The organism is Mesorhizobium sp. M0159 (genome assembly GCF_040322295.1).
Classification (GTDB): Bacteria; Pseudomonadota; Alphaproteobacteria; order Rhizobiales; family Rhizobiaceae; genus Mesorhizobium.
On record NZ_JAMYTF010000052.1, the window covers coordinates 17,556 to 34,095 of the forward strand.

Annotated in this window: 15 protein-coding genes; 10 read left to right on the forward strand and 5 right to left on the reverse strand. The window is 59.1% G+C overall.

From position 1 onward, the window contains the following. Window positions 1-444: 444 nt before the first annotated feature. From NKJ32_RS29905 to NKJ32_RS29915, 3 genes are read left to right on the forward strand one after another with little or no spacing between them, the layout of a single operon-like run. Complete coding sequence (locus tag NKJ32_RS29905) at window positions 445-1,389, forward strand: dihydrodipicolinate synthase family protein (RefSeq protein ID WP_352829718.1); 945 nt, start codon at window positions 445-447, stop codon at window positions 1,387-1,389. Continuing rightward, window positions 1,367-2,893 carry an aldehyde dehydrogenase gene (locus tag NKJ32_RS29910; RefSeq protein WP_352829720.1) on the forward strand — a complete coding sequence of 509 codons (1,527 nt, stop codon included), beginning with the start codon at window positions 1,367-1,369 and terminating at the stop codon, window positions 2,891-2,893. The genes NKJ32_RS29905 and NKJ32_RS29910 overlap by 23 nt, the downstream gene beginning before the upstream one ends. A gap of 13 nt (window positions 2,894-2,906) precedes the next feature. Continuing rightward, on the forward strand, window positions 2,907-4,229 hold the full coding sequence (locus tag NKJ32_RS29915) for an NAD(P)/FAD-dependent oxidoreductase (RefSeq protein ID WP_352829722.1): 1,323 nt from the start codon (window positions 2,907-2,909) through the stop codon (window positions 4,227-4,229). Here NKJ32_RS29915 and NKJ32_RS29920 read toward each other — a convergent pair. Further along, window positions 4,226-5,332, reverse strand: a complete 1,107-nt coding sequence (locus tag NKJ32_RS29920; RefSeq protein WP_352829723.1) for a LysR substrate-binding domain-containing protein — start codon at window positions 5,330-5,332, stop codon at window positions 4,226-4,228. The two genes, NKJ32_RS29915 and NKJ32_RS29920, sit on opposite strands and share 4 nt — an antisense overlap. A 159-nt stretch (window positions 5,333-5,491) precedes the next feature. Between NKJ32_RS29920 and NKJ32_RS29925 the strand changes: the two genes are divergently transcribed. Continuing rightward, window positions 5,492-6,259 (forward strand): SDR family NAD(P)-dependent oxidoreductase, encoded by a 768-nt coding sequence (locus NKJ32_RS29925; protein WP_352829725.1) that lies wholly within the window; start codon window positions 5,492-5,494, stop codon window positions 6,257-6,259. A gap of 9 nt (window positions 6,260-6,268) precedes the next feature. Beyond that, on the forward strand, window positions 6,269-7,033 hold the full coding sequence (locus NKJ32_RS29930; protein WP_352515969.1) for an SDR family NAD(P)-dependent oxidoreductase: 765 nt from the start codon (window positions 6,269-6,271) through the stop codon (window positions 7,031-7,033). Between the two features lie 38 nt (window positions 7,034-7,071). Here the strand turns inward: NKJ32_RS29930 and NKJ32_RS29935 are convergent, their stop codons facing one another. Genes NKJ32_RS29935 through NKJ32_RS29945 form a run of 3 tightly spaced genes read right to left on the reverse strand, consistent with a single transcriptional unit; the run spans window position 7,072 to window position 10,131 of the window. Further along, a complete protein-coding gene (locus NKJ32_RS29935) occupies window positions 7,072-7,917 on the reverse strand; it encodes an ABC transporter permease (protein WP_352761253.1) in 846 nt (281 codons plus the stop codon). A 42-nt stretch (window positions 7,918-7,959) separates the two neighbouring features. Next, window positions 7,960-9,135, reverse strand: coding sequence for a quaternary amine ABC transporter ATP-binding protein (locus NKJ32_RS29940; protein ID WP_352829727.1), 1,176 nt, complete (start codon window positions 9,133-9,135; stop codon window positions 7,960-7,962). Window positions 9,136-9,195: 60 nt separating this feature from the next. Then, complete coding sequence (locus NKJ32_RS29945; protein ID WP_352829729.1) at window positions 9,196-10,131, reverse strand: glycine betaine ABC transporter substrate-binding protein; 936 nt, start codon at window positions 10,129-10,131, stop codon at window positions 9,196-9,198. Window positions 10,132-10,604: 473 nt separating this feature from the next. Between NKJ32_RS29945 and NKJ32_RS29950 the strand changes: the two genes are divergently transcribed. From NKJ32_RS29950 to NKJ32_RS29965, 4 genes are all read left to right on the forward strand, one after another. After that, a complete protein-coding gene (locus NKJ32_RS29950; RefSeq protein ID WP_352829731.1) occupies window positions 10,605-12,158 on the forward strand; it encodes a trimethylamine methyltransferase family protein in 1,554 nt (517 codons plus the stop codon). A gap of 5 nt (window positions 12,159-12,163) precedes the next feature. Further along, on the forward strand, window positions 12,164-13,273 hold the full coding sequence (locus NKJ32_RS29955; RefSeq protein ID WP_352829733.1) for a mandelate racemase/muconate lactonizing enzyme family protein: 1,110 nt from the start codon (window positions 12,164-12,166) through the stop codon (window positions 13,271-13,273). Continuing rightward, window positions 13,273-14,328 carry a GlxA family transcriptional regulator gene (locus tag NKJ32_RS29960; protein ID WP_352829735.1) on the forward strand — a complete coding sequence of 352 codons (1,056 nt, stop codon included), beginning with the start codon at window positions 13,273-13,275 and terminating at the stop codon, window positions 14,326-14,328. The genes NKJ32_RS29955 and NKJ32_RS29960 overlap by 1 nt, the downstream gene beginning before the upstream one ends. Window positions 14,329-14,876: 548 nt before the next feature. Next, window positions 14,877-15,602 carry a LuxR family transcriptional regulator gene (locus NKJ32_RS29965; RefSeq protein ID WP_502902704.1) on the forward strand — a complete coding sequence of 242 codons (726 nt, stop codon included), beginning with the start codon at window positions 14,877-14,879 and terminating at the stop codon, window positions 15,600-15,602. A gap of 232 nt (window positions 15,603-15,834) precedes the next feature. Here NKJ32_RS29965 and NKJ32_RS29975 read toward each other — a convergent pair whose 3' ends face one another. Beyond that, a complete protein-coding gene (locus tag NKJ32_RS29975) occupies window positions 15,835-16,101 on the reverse strand; it encodes a DNA -binding domain-containing protein (RefSeq protein ID WP_352503551.1) in 267 nt (88 codons plus the stop codon). Window positions 16,102-16,222: 121 nt separating this feature from the next. Between NKJ32_RS29975 and NKJ32_RS29980 the strand changes: the two genes are divergently transcribed. Further along, window positions 16,223-16,441: a helix-turn-helix transcriptional regulator gene (locus NKJ32_RS29980; RefSeq protein WP_023730016.1), complete on the forward strand. Its 219-nt coding sequence runs from the start codon at window positions 16,223-16,225 to the stop codon at window positions 16,439-16,441. The last annotated feature ends 99 nt before the right edge of the window (window positions 16,442-16,540 follow it).

The following is a 16,540-nucleotide window of genomic DNA, read 5'->3' on the forward strand; positions in this document are numbered from 1 at the left end:
CCCATCGAATTGGTCGGTACTTCAATGAAATGTTATGAGCTCGCGCTTCGCCGCGGGATGGGACTGGAGCTTCAACGGGCTCTGGTCCGTACTTCGACCGCGGCTTTAGGCAATCCGAATGATACGGAGTGCTCCCTGACCAGATATCAGCCAGAAACCCTAGCTTTGAGCTGCCGATGCGACCTCCTGGAGTTTCTCAACAGTCTCGACACAAGGCGATGTACCCTCATAACCCCCGATTAGGCAAGGATAGCAACGAATATTAGCCGTCAGATGAGCGACTTGCTCGTGTCAGGCGGCGCGGCGATACGCCGATTCTCCTAGGTATGCTCGATCATAGGCCGAACCGTAAAAAAGTTGCCTGCCAAGTGACTTTATTTCGACTGCTCCCGCTACTCAGCTTGCATATAACACTGACCTGTAGCCCGAATTGGAGACAGGCAGATGTCATTCAAAGGCGTTATTCCGCCCGTCACAACGCCCTTTCATGCGGACGGATCGATCGACCGTGACGGCTTCTGCGTCATGGTCGAGCACCTGGTCGCAGCTGGCGTCCACGGTATCATTGTCGGTGGCACGACAGGCGAGTACTACGCCGAGTCACGCGACGAGCGTGTCAGCCTGCTTAAGCTTGCCAGGAGCGTGGTGAAGGGGAAGATGCCCCTGATCGCTGGCGTCGGCGCCATTCGTACCGAGGATTGCATCGAATATGCGCTAGTTGCAAAGGACCTGAAGTACGACGGCATCCTGATCGGCTCGCCGTACTACGCTGTTCCCACGCAGCTCGAACTTGCCAATCATGCGCTTGCGATCGACAAGGCAGCCAATCTGCCGGTGATGCTCTACAACTATCCCGAACGCACAGGCACGATGATGGACCTCGAGTTCCTGGACCGGGTCGGTCGCAGCTCCAATTTCTGCGCCATCAAGGAATCCAGCGGCAGCATGAATCAGCTGCACGCTTTGGCTCGTGACTATCCGCACATCGATCTGTTTTGCGGCATGGATGATCAGGCCCTCGAATTCTTCGCCTGGGGCGCAAAAGGGTGGGTCTGCGGCGCCGGCAACTGCCTGCCGGCAGAGCACCTCGCGCTCTACGAAGCCTGCGTGATCGAGAAGGACTTCACCAAGGGCCGGCAGATCATGTCGGCGCTTCTGCCTCTGATGAGGCTTCTCGAACAGGGCGGCAAATTCGTCCAGAGCATCAAGTTCGGGTGCGAATTGGCTGGATTGCCGGCTGGGCCCGTGCGCCTGCCGATGCGGGCACTCGGCGACGAACAGAAGCGGGAACTCGAGTCGAAGATCCGCACCCTTAAGACAGTCATCGCGTCAATCACTGCAAAATCCCAGAAGAGGGCTTCCGAGAATGTCATCGCTATTAACGCGTGATGAGTACCAGAACCTGGCCGACAGCCTGCCACTGCCGACCAGCGCAGTAATCGACGGCAAGGCGCGGGCTGCACAATCTGGGGATACTTTCGAGACCATCAATCCCGCGACAGGGCAGGTCATCGCCAGGATCGCTTCCTGCGGCCAGGCCGATGTCGATCTCGCTGTCGAGAAGGCGCGACTGGCGTTTGAATCGGGCGCCTGGTCGCGTGCGCATCCGAGCGAGCGCAAGCGCGTTCTGCGGCGGCTCGTGAAACTGATGAAGCGAAACGCCCATGAGCTTGCAGTGCTTGAGACGCTCGAAAGCGGCAAGCCGATCTACGACGTCGAAACCATAGACATCCCCGAGGCTCTGCATTGCCTGGAATGGCATGCGGAAGCCACCGATAAGCTCTACGGCCAGACGTCACCTTCGGGCGACGATGTCGTGTCGATGATCGTGCGCCAGCCGCTGGGCGTGGTCGCCTGCGTTTTGCCCTGGAATTTCCCGATCCTGATGCTGGCCTGGAAGATCGGGCCGGCGCTCGCGACCGGGAACTCGGTCATCGTCAAGCCGGCCGAGCAGACCAACATGTCGACGTTGCGGATCGCCGAACTGGCGCATGAGGCCGGGCTGCCGTCAGGCGTCCTGCAAATCGTCACCGGTCCGGGCGAAGTGACCGGCAAGGCACTCGGCGTGCATCCCGATATCGACATGGTCGCCTTCACCGGGTCAACTGACGTCGGCCGGAAATTCCTGGAATATTCCGCCAAGTCTAACCTCAAGCGCATCGTGCTCGAATGCGGCGGGAAGAATCCTTGCATCGTGCTGGACGACGCCGAGAACCTCGATGTTGTAGCGCAGCATGTCACCCAGGCTGTTTTCTGGAACATGGGCGAGAACTGCTCGTCCAATTCCCGCCTGATCGTGCACGAGAAGATCAAGGACCGCTTGGTGGAAACCGTCCTCCATAAGCTAAAGGAATGGCCTTTGGGCGAGCCGCTGGATCCGGGCAATCGGCTTGGCGCCATTGTGTCGAAGGAGCAGTTCGATCGGATCATGGGCTACATCAAGAAGGGGCGGGCGGAAGGCGCCAGGATCGTAACGGGCGGCAACGCCCACAAGTACGGCAAAGGCTATTTCATCGAGCCTACCGTATTCGACGATGTCACGCCCGAAATGGCGATTGCGCGAGAAGAAATTTTCGGTCCAGTGCTGTCGGTAATCAAAGTCGCCAACGCCGACGAGGCGCTTCGGGTCGCCAACGACACGCAATACGGGCTTGCAGCATCGATCTTTACCGCCAATCTCGGCAAGGCGCACCGCATCGCAAGGGATATTCGCGCCGGGACGGTGACCATCAATTGCTACGGCGAAGGAGACGTCTCGACACCCTTCGGCGGCTTCAAGCTTTCGGGCTTCGGGGGACGAGACAAGTCTTTGCATGCCCACGACCAATATACTGAACTCAAGACCATCTGGGCGGACATCTCCGATCCTAAGGTCTCGCGTTCGGTAGACTAGCCTGGTCGCATCGATGAGCGTTTATGAGGCTGTCCGCACGCCTGCGGACACATCCATGCCCGGCTGGTACGGTATTCTGCCGCCTCCCAAGGCACCTGAGGTGCTGCGCGGCCGTCACAAGGCGGACTGGCTCATTGTAGGAGCTGGGTTTGCTGGCTTGGCGGCCGCGCGGCGCCTCTCAAAATTGGTGCCTAACGAGCGCATAGTGGTGGTCGATGCTCAGCGCGTAGGTTGGGGCGCTGCCGGGCGCAACTCCGGCTTCATGATCGATCTTCCGCACGAGCTCGGCGGGGAGCATTACGCGGGAAGCCACGACCACGATCGCAAGCGCATCCGCATGAACCGGGCCGCGATCGAATTCTCTGCTTCGGCGGCGGACGAATACGGGTTGCAGAAATTCTTCGTTCGGGCCGGCAAGTACCATGGAGCTGCAACCGAACACGGTGTTGCCGCCCTGGGCGAATTCGAAAAGCACCTGACGGGGTTAGGCGAGCCATTCGAGCGGCTCGACGGGCCACAGCTGAAGAAAATCACAGGAACCGGTTTCTTCGTCGGCGGTACCTTCACGCCAGGAACGGTAATGGCACAGCCGGCCGGCTTCATCCGTGGACTCGCCGAAGGCTTGTCGAGGCGTGTGCAGCTATTCGAGAATTCACCGATCACATCTTTGCAGACCGGCAAACTGCACACTGCCAAGACGGCTGAGGGCGAGATCACCGCGCCGCGGTTGATACTGACAGTAAACGGTCATCTGGAAAGCTTTGGCTTCTTCAAAAAACGTCTGCTGCACGTGTTCACCTACGCCAGCATGACAAGGCCTCTCTCCAAGAGTAAACAGGCAGCTCTGGGCGGGAAACCGCATTGGGGCTTGATCCCGGCTGACCCGATGGGCTCAACCATCCGGAGGAGCGGCGACCGGATCGTCGTTCGCAACACCTTCACCTATAATCCGGACATGTCAACCAGTGAGAAGCAGATCCGTCGGATCGGCGCTGCGCACGATCGATCGTTCCGGGCGCGCTTCCCGATGTTGGGTGAAACACCGATGGAATTTCGCTGGGGAGGCCACTTGTGTCTCTCCCTCAATTCCGCGCCCGCATTCGGTGAAATTGAAGACAGAGTCTTCGTAGCCGGATGCTGCAATGGCCTGGGAACGGTGCAGGGCACCCTCTACGGGATGCTGGCTGCCGATCTTGCCGTTGGCAGCAACGAGCCAATGGTTGCAGACGCCCTAAAAGAGCCAGCCCCGATTCAGCTTTATCCAGAACCGCTGATGTCGATTGGAGCGCCGCTGAAGTTGTGGGCGATGCAGAAGCGCGCAGGCAGAGAGCTCTAACTTTCTCGTTCTTGCGCCGCCACTTCCCGGATCCAGCTACGGAGGCTCTGGGCGGCGGGGGAAAGCGTGCGATTTTGATACCAGGTGAGATAGTAGCTGCCAGGTGCTGGCAATTCGAGATCGGTCAGTCTGACAAGTTTCCCCTCATCAATCTGCGCCTTGACAAGCCGGTGCCAGCCAACGGCCACACCTTGGTCGGCTTGAGCGGCCTGAAGCGCCACGAAGAACTTGCCGAAGCGCCGACCGCGGGTCGGCCCATGCGAGACTCCCGCGCGCCGTAGGACCTCGTCCCAGCCGGCCCAGTCGGGATCTACCCAATCAACATGCAGCAAGGGGAGGTCGGCCAACGATTCCGTCGTTGCATCGCGATGCTTGCTTGCGAACCCGGGCCCGCATACCGGGTAGATCGTTTCATCGAAAAGGAGCTCAGCATCTTCATTCGACCACGATCCGAACCCGTAACGAAGGCGCAATTCGACCTCGGCACGGCGGTAATCGCGAGGATTGTCCGAGATAAGATGGTCAACGGCGATATCCTGGTACCGGGTCCAAAAGTCCGGCATCCGCGGGATCAGCCACGTTGACGCGAAGGCGTCCGTGCACGCCAGGGTTACGTTCTTGGAACGGTCGCCGCGTTTCACATTTCGGACGATGTCTGCGGCCCGCGAAAAACCGCTGGCCAACACACCATAAAGGTCTTCGCCGGCGCTTGTCAGCGCCACACCGGTTCCCAATCGGGTAAACAGCGGTACCCCCAGTTCGTCCTCGATCGCTTTGATCTGCCGGCTGACGGCGCCGGGAGTGACGTTCAGTTCCGCAGCAGCCAATTTGAATGACAGGTGCCGGGCAGACGCCTCAAAAACAGCCAAAGCAGTCAGGGACGGCAGGTCGTAATAGCGGCGAACCATCTCAAGCTCCAAAGACTTCGACAATCGCGCCGCGCGACAAATAGAGCAAGCCGGCTCAAGATGTCGGGTAAACCATTGCAAGTCGACGCGATAGCCTGCGTTTTCGACCGACCATGGCTGCGATCCCCAACCCATTTGCGGCGCAACGTAGGAGATCTGTACGGCCCATGCTTCGCGATCTGCGACCCCGCCCAATCCCATGTCCGACGCGGCTGCAGCGTAGCATGCCCGGGTTATGTCTGCGCTCGCGCAACTCAACGAGGGGGTGAGACTTTTGCAGGGCTGCCCCACTGGTCTTAGATAGCTGTTCAGTGATTATGAGCTGAACTTCTCCTCTCAAAGATGGCTTGAGCTATGACTGGCATTGAAAAGAAAACTGCGGTGATAACAGGAGCGGCGGGAGGTATCGGGCAAGCGATCTCCAGATTGTTCATTGCGAACGGCTTTCGTGTGGTTGCGGGCGACGCCGACCAGGTCGGCCTGGACAGGCTCGAGGCCGAACTCAACCGAACTGGACAGAATATCTGGAGCAAGGCCGGCGACCTCAGGAACAAGGCTTATTGCGAAGATTTGATTGAGTACTCCGTGCAGGCCACAGGGCGGCTGGACGTGCTCGTCAACAATGCCGGGATTATCACGAGGGGCAATATCCTCGAGACGACCGATGAGGATTGGGAGCGGACGTTCGACATCAACCTGACATCGATATTCTACACGTGCCGGAGGGCGATCGGCCATATGAAGGGCCACGGCGGCGGCGCGATCGTGAACATCGCATCGTGCTGGGGACTTTATCCCGGACCCGGGCATGCCGCCTACTGCACCAGCAAGGCGGCCGTCGCGGCGTTGTCGAAGTGCCTTGGCCGCGACCATGCCGGTGATGGGATACGAGTCAACGCGGTGTGTCCGAATGAGGTCAACACGCCGATGCTGCGCACCGGCTTCGCCAAGCGCGGCTTCAATCCCGACACTGCCATAGCGGAGCTCAACAAGACGGTTCCGCTCGGGCGCATTGCCGAGCCGGAAGACATCGCCGATGCGGTGTATTTCTTGAGTTCCGATGCCGCCCGCTACATCGCCGGCACGACGGTTGAGGTGAACGGCGCCAAGCCGGTCTATTGAGGACATCCTATGGTTGACAGACTTGCAGGAAGAATCGCTATCATCACTGGCGGCGGCCGTGGCATCGGCGCCGGCATCACGCGACGTTTCGTGGAGGAGGGCGCCAAGGTTGCCATTGTGCAGAGGAACCCGCCACCCGACGAGATCCTCAACGATCGCACCATTTACGTGAAGGCGGACCTTGCGAACTCCGAGCACATCGCTTCGGCCGTTCAGGCCGTTGTCGAGCGACTTGGCGGCCTTGACATCCTCGTCAACAACGCCGGGATCATGTTCGAGAAGACGGTCGAGGAAATGACCGAGACGGACTGGGACCAGATGATGAACATCAACCTCAGGGCCCCATTTCTGTTGACGAAGGCGGCAATGCCGCATCTTCGCCAGCGCGGCATTGCAAGCATCGTCAACATCGGCTCGATCGAAGGCTTGGCGTCTAATCCGGGTCACCCTGCATATTCCGCTTCGAAAGCTGGCATTCACGGCTTTACAGCAGCCGTCGCCGTGGACCATGGGCACGAGGGTATCCGGTGCAATGCCATTGCGCCGGGCTGGATCAATTCTGACCTCAGTGAGATCTACATCAACAGCATGGCTGACAGTTCGCGTGTCCGCAGGGAACTGCTCGCCATGCATCCGGTTGGACGTCTTGGTGAGCCGACTGATGTCGGAAACCTTGCCGTTTGGCTTGCCTCGGAAGAGAGCTCCTTCGTGACCGGGCAAGTCTATGTCACCGATGGCGGGCGCACCAAGAAGCTGCCGCTGCCGATTACGTGAAGAGGAGAAGCCCGGCCATTGACCGGGCTTCATGTTTGTCAGGCCGTCGGATCAACTTTCTCGCTAATTCGCCTAGTGATGCGATCGATCAGGATTGCCAAAACAACGACCGCAAGGCCAGCTTCGACGCCCCTCCCAACCTGGAGACGAGAGATCGACCGAATGATTTCGTCGCCCAGGCCGCCGGCCCCTATCATGGATGCGATGATGACCATCGATAATGACATCATCACGCACTGATTGACGCCCGCCATAATCGAACGAAACGCCAGCGGCAATTTGATCAGGAACAGCACGGCTAGGCGACTTGCGCCAAAGGCTTCTCCGGCTTCGACCATTTCCGGCTCGACCATCTTGAGACCATGGGCAGTGAGCCTGATCGGCAGCGGCATGGCGAAGAAGATCGTCGCCACGATGCCCGGAACCGTTCCGACACCGAAGAAAAACACTGCTGGGACGAGGAGCACGAAGGGGGGCATCGTCTGCATGAAGTCGAGTATTGGCTCGGCCACCGCGTTCAGGCGTTTCGATTCAGCAATGAGAGTACCGGTTGGTATCCCGACGGCCAGGGCGACGACGGCCGCCGTAAGGACCAGTGACAGTGTCACCATCGCAGGCGCCCAGAGATTCATGACGAAGATGAAGGCCAGCCCAAATCCACTGAGGGTAGCAAGCGAGAGCCGGCCAAGCAGCACACCGCCGATCACAGCGATTGCGATGATCAGCCAGGCCGGCGCGCTCGTCAGGACCGTGGCCAAGGGCCGCTGTATGCCCAGGATCACCGTCGAGATGAAATCGAATACAAATCCGAAATGCGCTGAGAGGTAGTTCGTGAAGTCGTCGATTGACGCGGCAACCGTGCCTGCAAACTCCGAAAAATCCATCGTCATGAATCCGCAGCTAGAGTCGTTTGAGGCTGACGTTCGTTATTGTGTCGCCCGTTCTGCAGCGGCGTTTGCCCTCGTCGTGTCGGCAGGTTTCAGTTTCTCGATCTTCGGCGCCGCGCCGGCTATCGAGGAATGGGCCGCGAGCGCTCTGATAACGGACTTAGTGGTGACCGTCCCGACGGGCGTTCCGTCGTTCTGAACCACGATCAAAGCGCGCTGCTCTTTCGCCAGCTCATCGAGATAGGGGGCGATCAGATCGTCGGGCGCGAGCTTTACGAAGTCTTTCAACAGATGTTTCGTCCATTCCGAGATCGGCTTGTTCGCCAGTTCCACCGGCGGGCAGACGGCGTCCATAACTTGGCCAGCCGACAGCACCTTGAACACATCAATGCCCCGCACGAAGTCCCTGACGTAGTCGCTGGCGGGGGAGAGCACGATATCGATCGGCTGGCCTTCCTGGACGACCTCTCCCTTGAGGAGAATGGCGATGCGATCGCCGATCGTTGCCGCTTCGTTTGGGTCGTGTGTCACAAAAACAATTGTCTTGTTCAGGGTGCTCTGAAGCCGAAGCAACTCCTGTTGCATCTCCTCGCGAATGAGCGGGTCGAGCGCGCTGAACGGCTCATCCATCAGCAGCACCGGCGTGTCCATCACCAGGGCACGCGCCAGGCCGACGCGCTGGCGCATGCCGCCGCTTAGGTTCGACGGCTTGCGGTCGCCCCATCCGCTGAGCCCTACGAGCTCTAGTGCCTTGCCTGCGCGCTCGCGTCGCTCCTTGCGTCCGACCCCGGCGACACGGAGCCCAAACGCAACATTGTCGATGACCGACATGTGCGGCAGGAGCGCAAAATGTTGAAACACCATTCCGATCATGCTGGAGCGGATCTGGCGGAGTTCCTTTTTGCCGGCTTTCGTGACGTCCTGCCCATTGACCACGATCTGGCCGGCAGTGGGGTCGATAAGTCGGTTGATGCAGCGAAGAAGGGTCGATTTCCCGCTGCCTGAGAGACCCATTACGACGAAGATTTTCCCGGTTTCAATGGTCATGTTGATGTTGTTGAGCGCGACGAAACCGATGCCCTCGTCGGGGCCGCAGGCGCCCGAACGCAGTCTGTCCAGTTTCACTTCGGGGTTGCCGCCATAAATCTTGTAGAGATCCTTGATCTCGACGGCCGGCTTTCGCGTGCTCATGCGAGGCTCCCGCGCATAATACATGTGGTGATGCAGGGGTCGGCGCGGACCCCGGCACTCCTTGGGAGGATGCGTGCTTCGGGATCAGGCGAGCCACGGCTCGATGATGCCCTTGCCTTTCACTTCGCCGATCCACTTTGCGGCGGCGTCTTCAGGCTTCATCCCGCTGTCGATCCAGCCCATGATCTTGGCTTCTTCGTCATTCGGGATGTGGAACCTTGTCAGAAATGCCTGGGCCTTCGGGAAGTTGGATTCAAAGTCCTTCGACGTGACGTGGAAACAGTAGTAGGGCTCCGACATCATCGTCTTCTTGGGATCTTCGAGATACCTCATCTTGAATTTGCTCCACATCGGGAGCGGCTCCCAAGTGGTGACCACGATTGGTTCGTTCTTCGAGTAAGCCCGCTGGAAGGCCGCTTCCATGGCAGCTTCGCTGCCCGGGACCAGGTTGAGCTTGAGACCGTAAGCCTTCACCGTTGCATCCGAGGCCTGCATGAGGCCGGAGCCGGCGTCGATGCCGATGATGCCGCTTGGGAACTTGTCGGCGTGGTCGTTGAGCTCGGCGATGCTCTTGATGTCAACATAGTCCGGAACGGCAAGGCCCTGCGTCATCGGGCCTTCCGAAACGCCGACGACTTTGATGGAACCGGCGACTTTCTTTACATAGTCCGCCTGACCGCCGTGATAGTCGCCTTTGAGCGGGCCCATCCCCTGCATATACGAGTTCGAATAGAGGTCGGCCTTCCCGGTTTGAAGCGAGGCATAGATCACGCCCGGCTCCGCCTGCAGCGGCTGGACCTTGTAGCCGAAATTGTCCTCGATGAGCTTCGCGCCGACATAGGTGATTGCCAGCGCGTCGGACCATGCCGCGAAGGCATAGACCAGCGGCCGGGACGCGTCGGCCCTGGCACCCGTCGTCAGGCTGCTCATGACCAGCGCGGCGGCGCCGCCGGCCTTCAGCAAGGTTCTGCGCGACGTGCTCGCGCTGAGTACATTATTGACGAGATTTGGCCTTGGCATTCAAATCCTCCTGTCGCTACCCATCTGATGCCTAGATGAGTCCGAGGTTGTCGTTTTTGTTCACCTCGCCTGATCCGGGAATGGGCTGTTCTGTTCTTGCCCCGCACCACGCAAGAAACGTGCTACCACGGATCCGCGGAAGCCAGTCGACGCAAAAAAGTCGGCTGCCGATTGACTTTATTTCGCTCGCTTGCCGCAATGCATCATCGTCTCTGCCTGTCGGGGTGCCTACGGTTTTGGGCGATTCCGTCCAAGTTTGCGCGATATCCGTAAAGGCTGGGGCTGGGACGGTGGAACGGCTCCGCCGCTGCTCGACCGAACCATCTCTCAAGTGTCCGGGTCAGCGAGCCGGCGGTGCAGCCCTTTAGTCAACACGCGCGTGAGACTTTTGCAGTAGGTCAAAGCTCAGAGCTCCGGCAATAGTTGAGCGCGGTCCGGTTTCGGTGTCGCGACTTATTTGTCTGGAGGCCGGCATGACTGCTCAACTACAGCTCTCTCGTAGAGGAGGGCGGGAAGCGCGGCGGACGATCCGCACGGCGCCAAAGGTCGACATGTTGCCGACGCTGAAGCGTGGACTGCCCGTGGTCGAGCCGATGGATGCCGAGCAGGTTGAACGCATTCACGAAGCTTCTCTCGCGATCCTGGAAGAAGTAGGCGTGGTGTTTCGCGATCCGATCGCGATTGAGGACTGGAAGAGAGCCGGAGCGGACGTTCGCGCGGATGACCGCGTTCATCTCGACCGCGGCCTGGTCATGGAGCTCATCAAGACCATTCCCCCCAACGTCGAATATTTCGCGCGTGATCCTGCGAAGAATGTCGAACTCGGAGGCGACAAATCCATCTTCGTGCCGATGACCGGCGCGCCTTACATGCGCGACCTCGATGACGTGAGGCGTGGCCCGACGATTGCGGACCTTGGGACCTTCCACAAGCTGGCGCACATGATGCCGGCGTTGCATTCATCGGCTCACCACATCGTCGAGCCAATGGACATTGTTGTTGCGCATCGGCACCTGCACATCACCTATTCGTCAATGAAGCACTCCGACAAGATATTCATGGGCATGACCACCTCGCCCAAGAATGCCGAGGACGTGCTCGACATGTGCGAGATCCTTTTCGGCGACGGCTTCCTCGAGAAGCATGCAGTGACCACCGGAAACTGCAATGGCAATTCGCCGCTCGTATGGGACCAGGTCATGCTGGGCGGCATGCGTGCTTTCTGCCGGCGCAACCAGCCCGTCTTGTGCTCGCCCTTCGTTCTCGGCGGCGCGAACACGCCAGCGTCCACCGCGGCGGCAGTGGCGCAGCTCAATGCGGAGGCGCTTTCGGCACTCGCCTACACGCAGGTGGTGCGCAAGGGCTGCCCTGCGATTTATGGGCATTACCTGTCGACCGTATCGATGCAATCGGGAGCGCCGATGGCGGGAACGCCAGAGATATCGCTCATGAATTTCATGATCGGCCAGATGGCTCGTCGCTATAACGTGCCCTGGCGCACTTCGAACCTGCTCGGTGGAGCCAAGATCTTCGATGCGCAAGCTGGCTATGAAAGTGCGATGACGATGATGGCCGTGCTGATGTCAGGCGCAAACTACATCTGGCATTCGGCTGGCTGGAATGAAGCCGGCATGCACTGCTCGATCGCAAAGTTCGTTGTCGACGCCGAAGTCTGCGCCATGGGCTATCGCATGACGCAAGGCATCCAGTGGGACGATTTTGATGAAGCCCTGGCCGCGGTCCGCGATGTCGGTCCAGGCGGCCATTACTTTGGCCATCCGCATACACAGGCGAACTTCGAGAAGGCCTTCTTTATTCCGAAACTCTTCGACAATAACTCGATCGAGCAGTGGTACGCTGATGGCTCCAAGGATATCAAGCAACGTGCCCTCGATCATGCGCGCCTCCTTCTGGCCGAATATCAAGAACCTAAGCTCGATGTCGCGAAGGACGAGGAATTGCGCGCTTATATCGATCGTCGCTCAAGGGAAATCCCCGCCGTCGACGCACTCAACGAGGAATACTGAGCATCATGCGCATTGACCGGATCAACGTCTATAGTACCAAGCTGCCTGTTAAAGGCGGCACCTATCGAATGGCAAGCACCGACGTCGACGCGCTTGACAGCACCCTTGTCGAGGTTGTGACAAATGACGGGTTGACTGGCTGGGGCGAAACCTGCCCGGTAGGGCCGGTTTATCAGCCGCATCATGCACTCGGCGCACGCGCGGCGATTGCCGAAATCGCGCCGGGTCTTATCGGCGCTGAGATTGCCTCGATCCGGCTTCTCGCCAAACGCATGGGCGAGCGCTTGAACGGGCATGACTATGCCAAGGCAGCGTTCGACATAGCGTTTCTCGATCTCCTTGGGCAACGGCTGGGAGTGCCGGTTTCAACGCTGTTGGGCGGCGCCCTGACCGATCGCGTCCCGTCCTACTACTCGCTGATTGTTGGCTCACCGGACGAAACGGCCAGGATTGCCAACGACAAGGTGAAGTCAGGTTATCCACGCCTGCAGGTCAAAATCTCGGGCCGAAATCTCGAAAAGGATGTCGCCACGGTTCACAAGGTTTGGGAGGTGGTCGGCCATAATGCGCGTATCGCAGTGGATGGCAACAGGGGCCTCACTGTCGCTGCAGCGATCCATCTCGATCGGCTTTGCCAGGCGATCCCCTTTGTTTTCGAACAGCCCTGCAACACTATGGATGAGGTCGCCACTCTAAAGGGCAGGGTCACGCATCCGATCTATCTGGATGAGAACACCGAAGATCAGAATGCAGTGCTCCGGGCGATCTCCCTCGGCATCGCAGATGGCTTCGGCTTCAAGGTCACCCGTCTTGGCGGCCTCACCAAAATGGCGACGATGCGTGACCTTTGCGCCATCCGCTCGTTACCGCACAGCTGTGATGACGCATGGGGTGGCGACATAATCGCGGCGGCTTGCGTGCATTTAGCTTCCACTGTGGAGCCGCGCCGTTTCGAGGGCGCCTGGATCGCGCAGGAATATATCGAAGGACATTTCGACGCGAAGAATCCCATCGTCATCGAAAATGGTCACATCGCCGTACCCCAGCTGCCAGGCCTCGGTGTCAAACCGGAACCCGGCATCTTCGGTGAGCCGGTAGTCACGTACGGATCCTAGTGAACGCGCCCGCCAACATCATCGCAATGACGTCGTTGGCCAAGCCGAATATTTCGGCGGCGGCCGATCGACCGTTTGACTTGGTGGTTCTTTTGTTACCCGGCTTCTCGCACCTGGCGCTTCACGCCTATATCGAACCTTTTCGCATCGCCAACACGGTATCGAGGCTGCCACTGTTCCGGTGGCGAATCGCGGGGCTTGACCCTCGGCCAATCGAGGGCGCCAACGGCCTTTCGGTTGCCGTTGATGTCGCGATAGACGAGCTGGTTTCCGGTTCGGGCGATCGCAGACCGAACCAGCTCGCTATCGTGACGGGCGAGCTGGTAGAGCAGCAACTGACGCCTGAACTCAACGGATTTCTGCGAACGATGGCGCGTCGCGGGCTGCCGATATCTGCGGTTGGGACAGCGACATGGCTGCTTGCTCGGACGGGTCTTCTGGCAGGCACACGCTGCACGATACACTGGTCGCGGCTCGCTGCTTTCGCCGAAGTGTTCAACCAGCCCCGCATAAGCGATTCCTTGTTTGTCAAGGACGGCCAGTATTCAACCTGCGCGGGAGAACTGGCAGCTTTCGACCTGGCGATCGATCTGATCGGCAGCCATGCCGGCGGGTATATTGCACAGGAGGTCTGCCGCCACGCGACTGTCCAAGGTCAGCGGTCAGGATCAAACCGCCAGACCGGGCCGTCGGGTCTAGCCTTTGCCGGTGTGAGCGACAAGCTCCTGATGGCAATGCGGATCATGGAAGAAAATGTGGAGTTCCCGCTGACAATGGAGGAGGTCGCGCAACGGGCCGGAGTATCGCGGCGCCAGCTGGAACGCTTGTTCGCTTCCCATATCGGACTTCCGCCAGTGCGTCACTATCTCCGGATTCGCACAGACCATGCGAAGCGCCTGATCGAAGGCACACGGATGCCCATCATCGACATTGCCATGGCCTGCGGGTTTACGTCTGCTTCGCACTTCGCAAAGTGCTTCAGAGCCTTCAATCGAATGTCGCCGCAGCAGTGTCGAGCGATAGTGCCGGCTTGGGTTGGACCCGGCTTAAGATGATAGATTGGTATTTGAATTTAGCGGAGAACAGCGGCACCTCTAGCCATGCTAAATGTTTGGAGTCGATCTGCCCACCAACGATCAGAAAGCGGCGCAACAATACGTCCGGATCATAGCGCTCAAAGCGGCGAGATGCGCCTATCCGTTGTGCTCTTCCGTGTCGACCGACGTTCACGCGGCAACCATTGGATTGATGACGGCTTTGATACGGCCCCGATCATGGTGGCGCAGGATGACTTCTCACCATTGCATGATGCGGGGGCGGCGAGGATTTCATTTCGCCCCAAGAAGCTCTCTGATTGCACTATTGCGTTGGGAAGATGCTGTAGCTTCTCGGTGATGGTCGTTCAAACAGTCCAGCGCAGCTGCGGTTGGCGACGACCGGTGCGAAGATCATGCAAGCTCCGTCGCATTCTGTAACGACGGTCAGCCCGACCACTCCCCGCAAAACCCGGCCGCAGTTGTGCGGCCGGGTTGGCGGAGTCTCCAGATCTGGGTGGCGCGCAGTAGACGGATGGAGGGATCGAGTCAGGACAATGACGAAGAAGATGCCGCTTCTCTTCGAGGCATTTGTGGAAAAGCTGTCGGAGAGTGTCGATGAAACAGATTTCCGGGATGCCATGGCCGGGGCGGCCACAGCACTTGATCTACTCACCTTTGCCTATCTGGCGTTGCCATTGCAATCTTGTGGCGAGCCCAAGCTGATCTCGAATTATCCGCCTCCCTGGACCGCGCACTATCTGCAAAACCAGTATCAGAAAGTCGATCCCGTCATCATGCGTGCGCGGTGTGGCGGCTGCCCGTTTCCATGGGGATCGGATTTGCGTGGCGTTGAGATGTCGCCGGCTCAACAGAAGCTATTTGATGAGGCGGCCCAGTTTAGCATCCGCTGCGGTTTGACGATCCCGATTATCGATCGTAGAGGCTGTGTTGCAGCGATGACGTTTGCCGCTGATAAGCCCAATTCCGCATTCCTGCGCGTTGCTGAGCGATATGAACAGGCGCTCCAACTCATGGCGACATTTTTTCACATTTATGCTCGTCGAAAGCTGTCCGGCAACCGAACAGTGGACGGCGTTTCGTTGACACCTCGTGAATATGAATGTCTGCAATGGGCGGTGCGCGGAAGGTCCGCCTGGGCTATGGGCTGCATCTTGGGCATCAAACCGCGCACCGTCGCTTTCCACCTCGAGAATGCGAAGAAGAAGCTCGGCGTGCACACCAAGGATCAGGCCGTAGCCCTGCTGGCCTCCTCGCGTTCTTCAATTCTCTGAGAAACTGAATTCGTCTTTGGTCGTCCTGAGCCTGAGCACAGGCTGTTTGGGGTCGCCATTCGCCTCCAATGCAGGGCATTCCTTCCCAGACGCCGTCATGATGCAACTTATTGCACCCGATTGGTACGGTGACTTTGCCAACGAACTACATGCAATGCACCCTCTGCGAGACCGCGTTTTCAAGGAGCGTTTCCTTGCTTGAAAGGCGAAACGGAGCGCACAGCCGGATTGTTCAGCCGGCGAACAATTCCTTGTAGCCAGTTGTGACCATCCAGTTCGCACGGTCGAGATGACTACGAAGAGCCTTCCTGGCGCGCTCCGGTTCGCGTGCTGGATCGATGCCGAGGATGAGGTGGGCCATCTCTTCTTCGCTCGCATCATCGGCGGAGGCGTCTAGGAGCCGCATATAAGTCGTGAAATGCGCTTTATCGTATGCCGTGAGGCTGTCCGACCAGTGCACTTCGTCGGCAATTGGCGTGCTCGATTTAGGCTGTAACATCGCTGGTTATATCTCCGGAAACGGCCTCCGCGATGCCCCTCCGCCAGCGATTTAGATGCTCGATGTGGATTACATATTATAGTTGATAAACTCAAGCTGCCTAATCCGCTGGCTGTCGTGCATGGATATGCGCAGGTTGGTCGGACGTAATGTGCAGAGGATCAGGCTAAGGAAGCGTCTGACGCAGGAGCAGCTTGCCGAGATTTCCGGGTTCAGCCAGCAGTACATCAGCGGCTTGGAGAAGGGCCGAAGAAATCCGACGATCATCACGATCTATGAACTGGCATTGGCCCTCGGCGTCAGCCACACGGATCTGGTTCGGCCCGACAAACAGGCCTGACGCACCCACTTCCAAGTAATTGCTACGGGCCCGGGGGGGGGGGGGGGGGGGGGGGGGGGGGGGGGGGGGGGGGCTGCGGGGGTGGGGGGGGGGGGGGGG

Excerpts from the sequence above, each read along its gene's own strand:
- NKJ32_RS29905 (WP_352829718.1), top strand. The coding sequence starts at position 445 with ATGTCATTCAAAGGCGTTATTCCGCCCGTCACAACGCCCTTTCATGCG.
- NKJ32_RS29910 (WP_352829720.1), top strand. The coding sequence starts at position 1,367 with ATGTCATCGCTATTAACGCGTGATGAGTACCAGAACCTGGCCGACAGC.
- NKJ32_RS29915 (WP_352829722.1), top strand. The coding sequence starts at position 2,907 with ATGAGCGTTTATGAGGCTGTCCGCACGCCTGCGGACACATCCATGCCC.
- NKJ32_RS29925 (WP_352829725.1), top strand. The coding sequence starts at position 5,492 with ATGACTGGCATTGAAAAGAAAACTGCGGTGATAACAGGAGCGGCGGGA.
- NKJ32_RS29930 (WP_352515969.1), top strand. The coding sequence starts at position 6,269 with ATGGTTGACAGACTTGCAGGAAGAATCGCTATCATCACTGGCGGCGGC.
- NKJ32_RS29935 (WP_352761253.1), bottom strand. The coding sequence starts at position 7,917 with ATGGATTTTTCGGAGTTTGCAGGCACGGTTGCCGCGTCAATCGACGAC.
- NKJ32_RS29940 (WP_352829727.1), bottom strand. The coding sequence starts at position 9,135 with ATGTATTATGCGCGGGAGCCTCGCATGAGCACGCGAAAGCCGGCCGTC.
- NKJ32_RS29945 (WP_352829729.1), bottom strand. The coding sequence starts at position 10,131 with ATGCCAAGGCCAAATCTCGTCAATAATGTACTCAGCGCGAGCACGTCG.
- NKJ32_RS29950 (WP_352829731.1), top strand. The coding sequence starts at position 10,605 with ATGACTGCTCAACTACAGCTCTCTCGTAGAGGAGGGCGGGAAGCGCGG.
- NKJ32_RS29955 (WP_352829733.1), top strand. The coding sequence starts at position 12,164 with ATGCGCATTGACCGGATCAACGTCTATAGTACCAAGCTGCCTGTTAAA.
- NKJ32_RS29965 (WP_502902704.1), top strand. The coding sequence starts at position 14,877 with ATGCCGCTTCTCTTCGAGGCATTTGTGGAAAAGCTGTCGGAGAGTGTC.
- NKJ32_RS29975 (WP_352503551.1), bottom strand. The coding sequence starts at position 16,101 with ATGTTACAGCCTAAATCGAGCACGCCAATTGCCGACGAAGTGCACTGG.
- NKJ32_RS29980 (WP_023730016.1), top strand. The coding sequence starts at position 16,223 with ATGGATATGCGCAGGTTGGTCGGACGTAATGTGCAGAGGATCAGGCTA.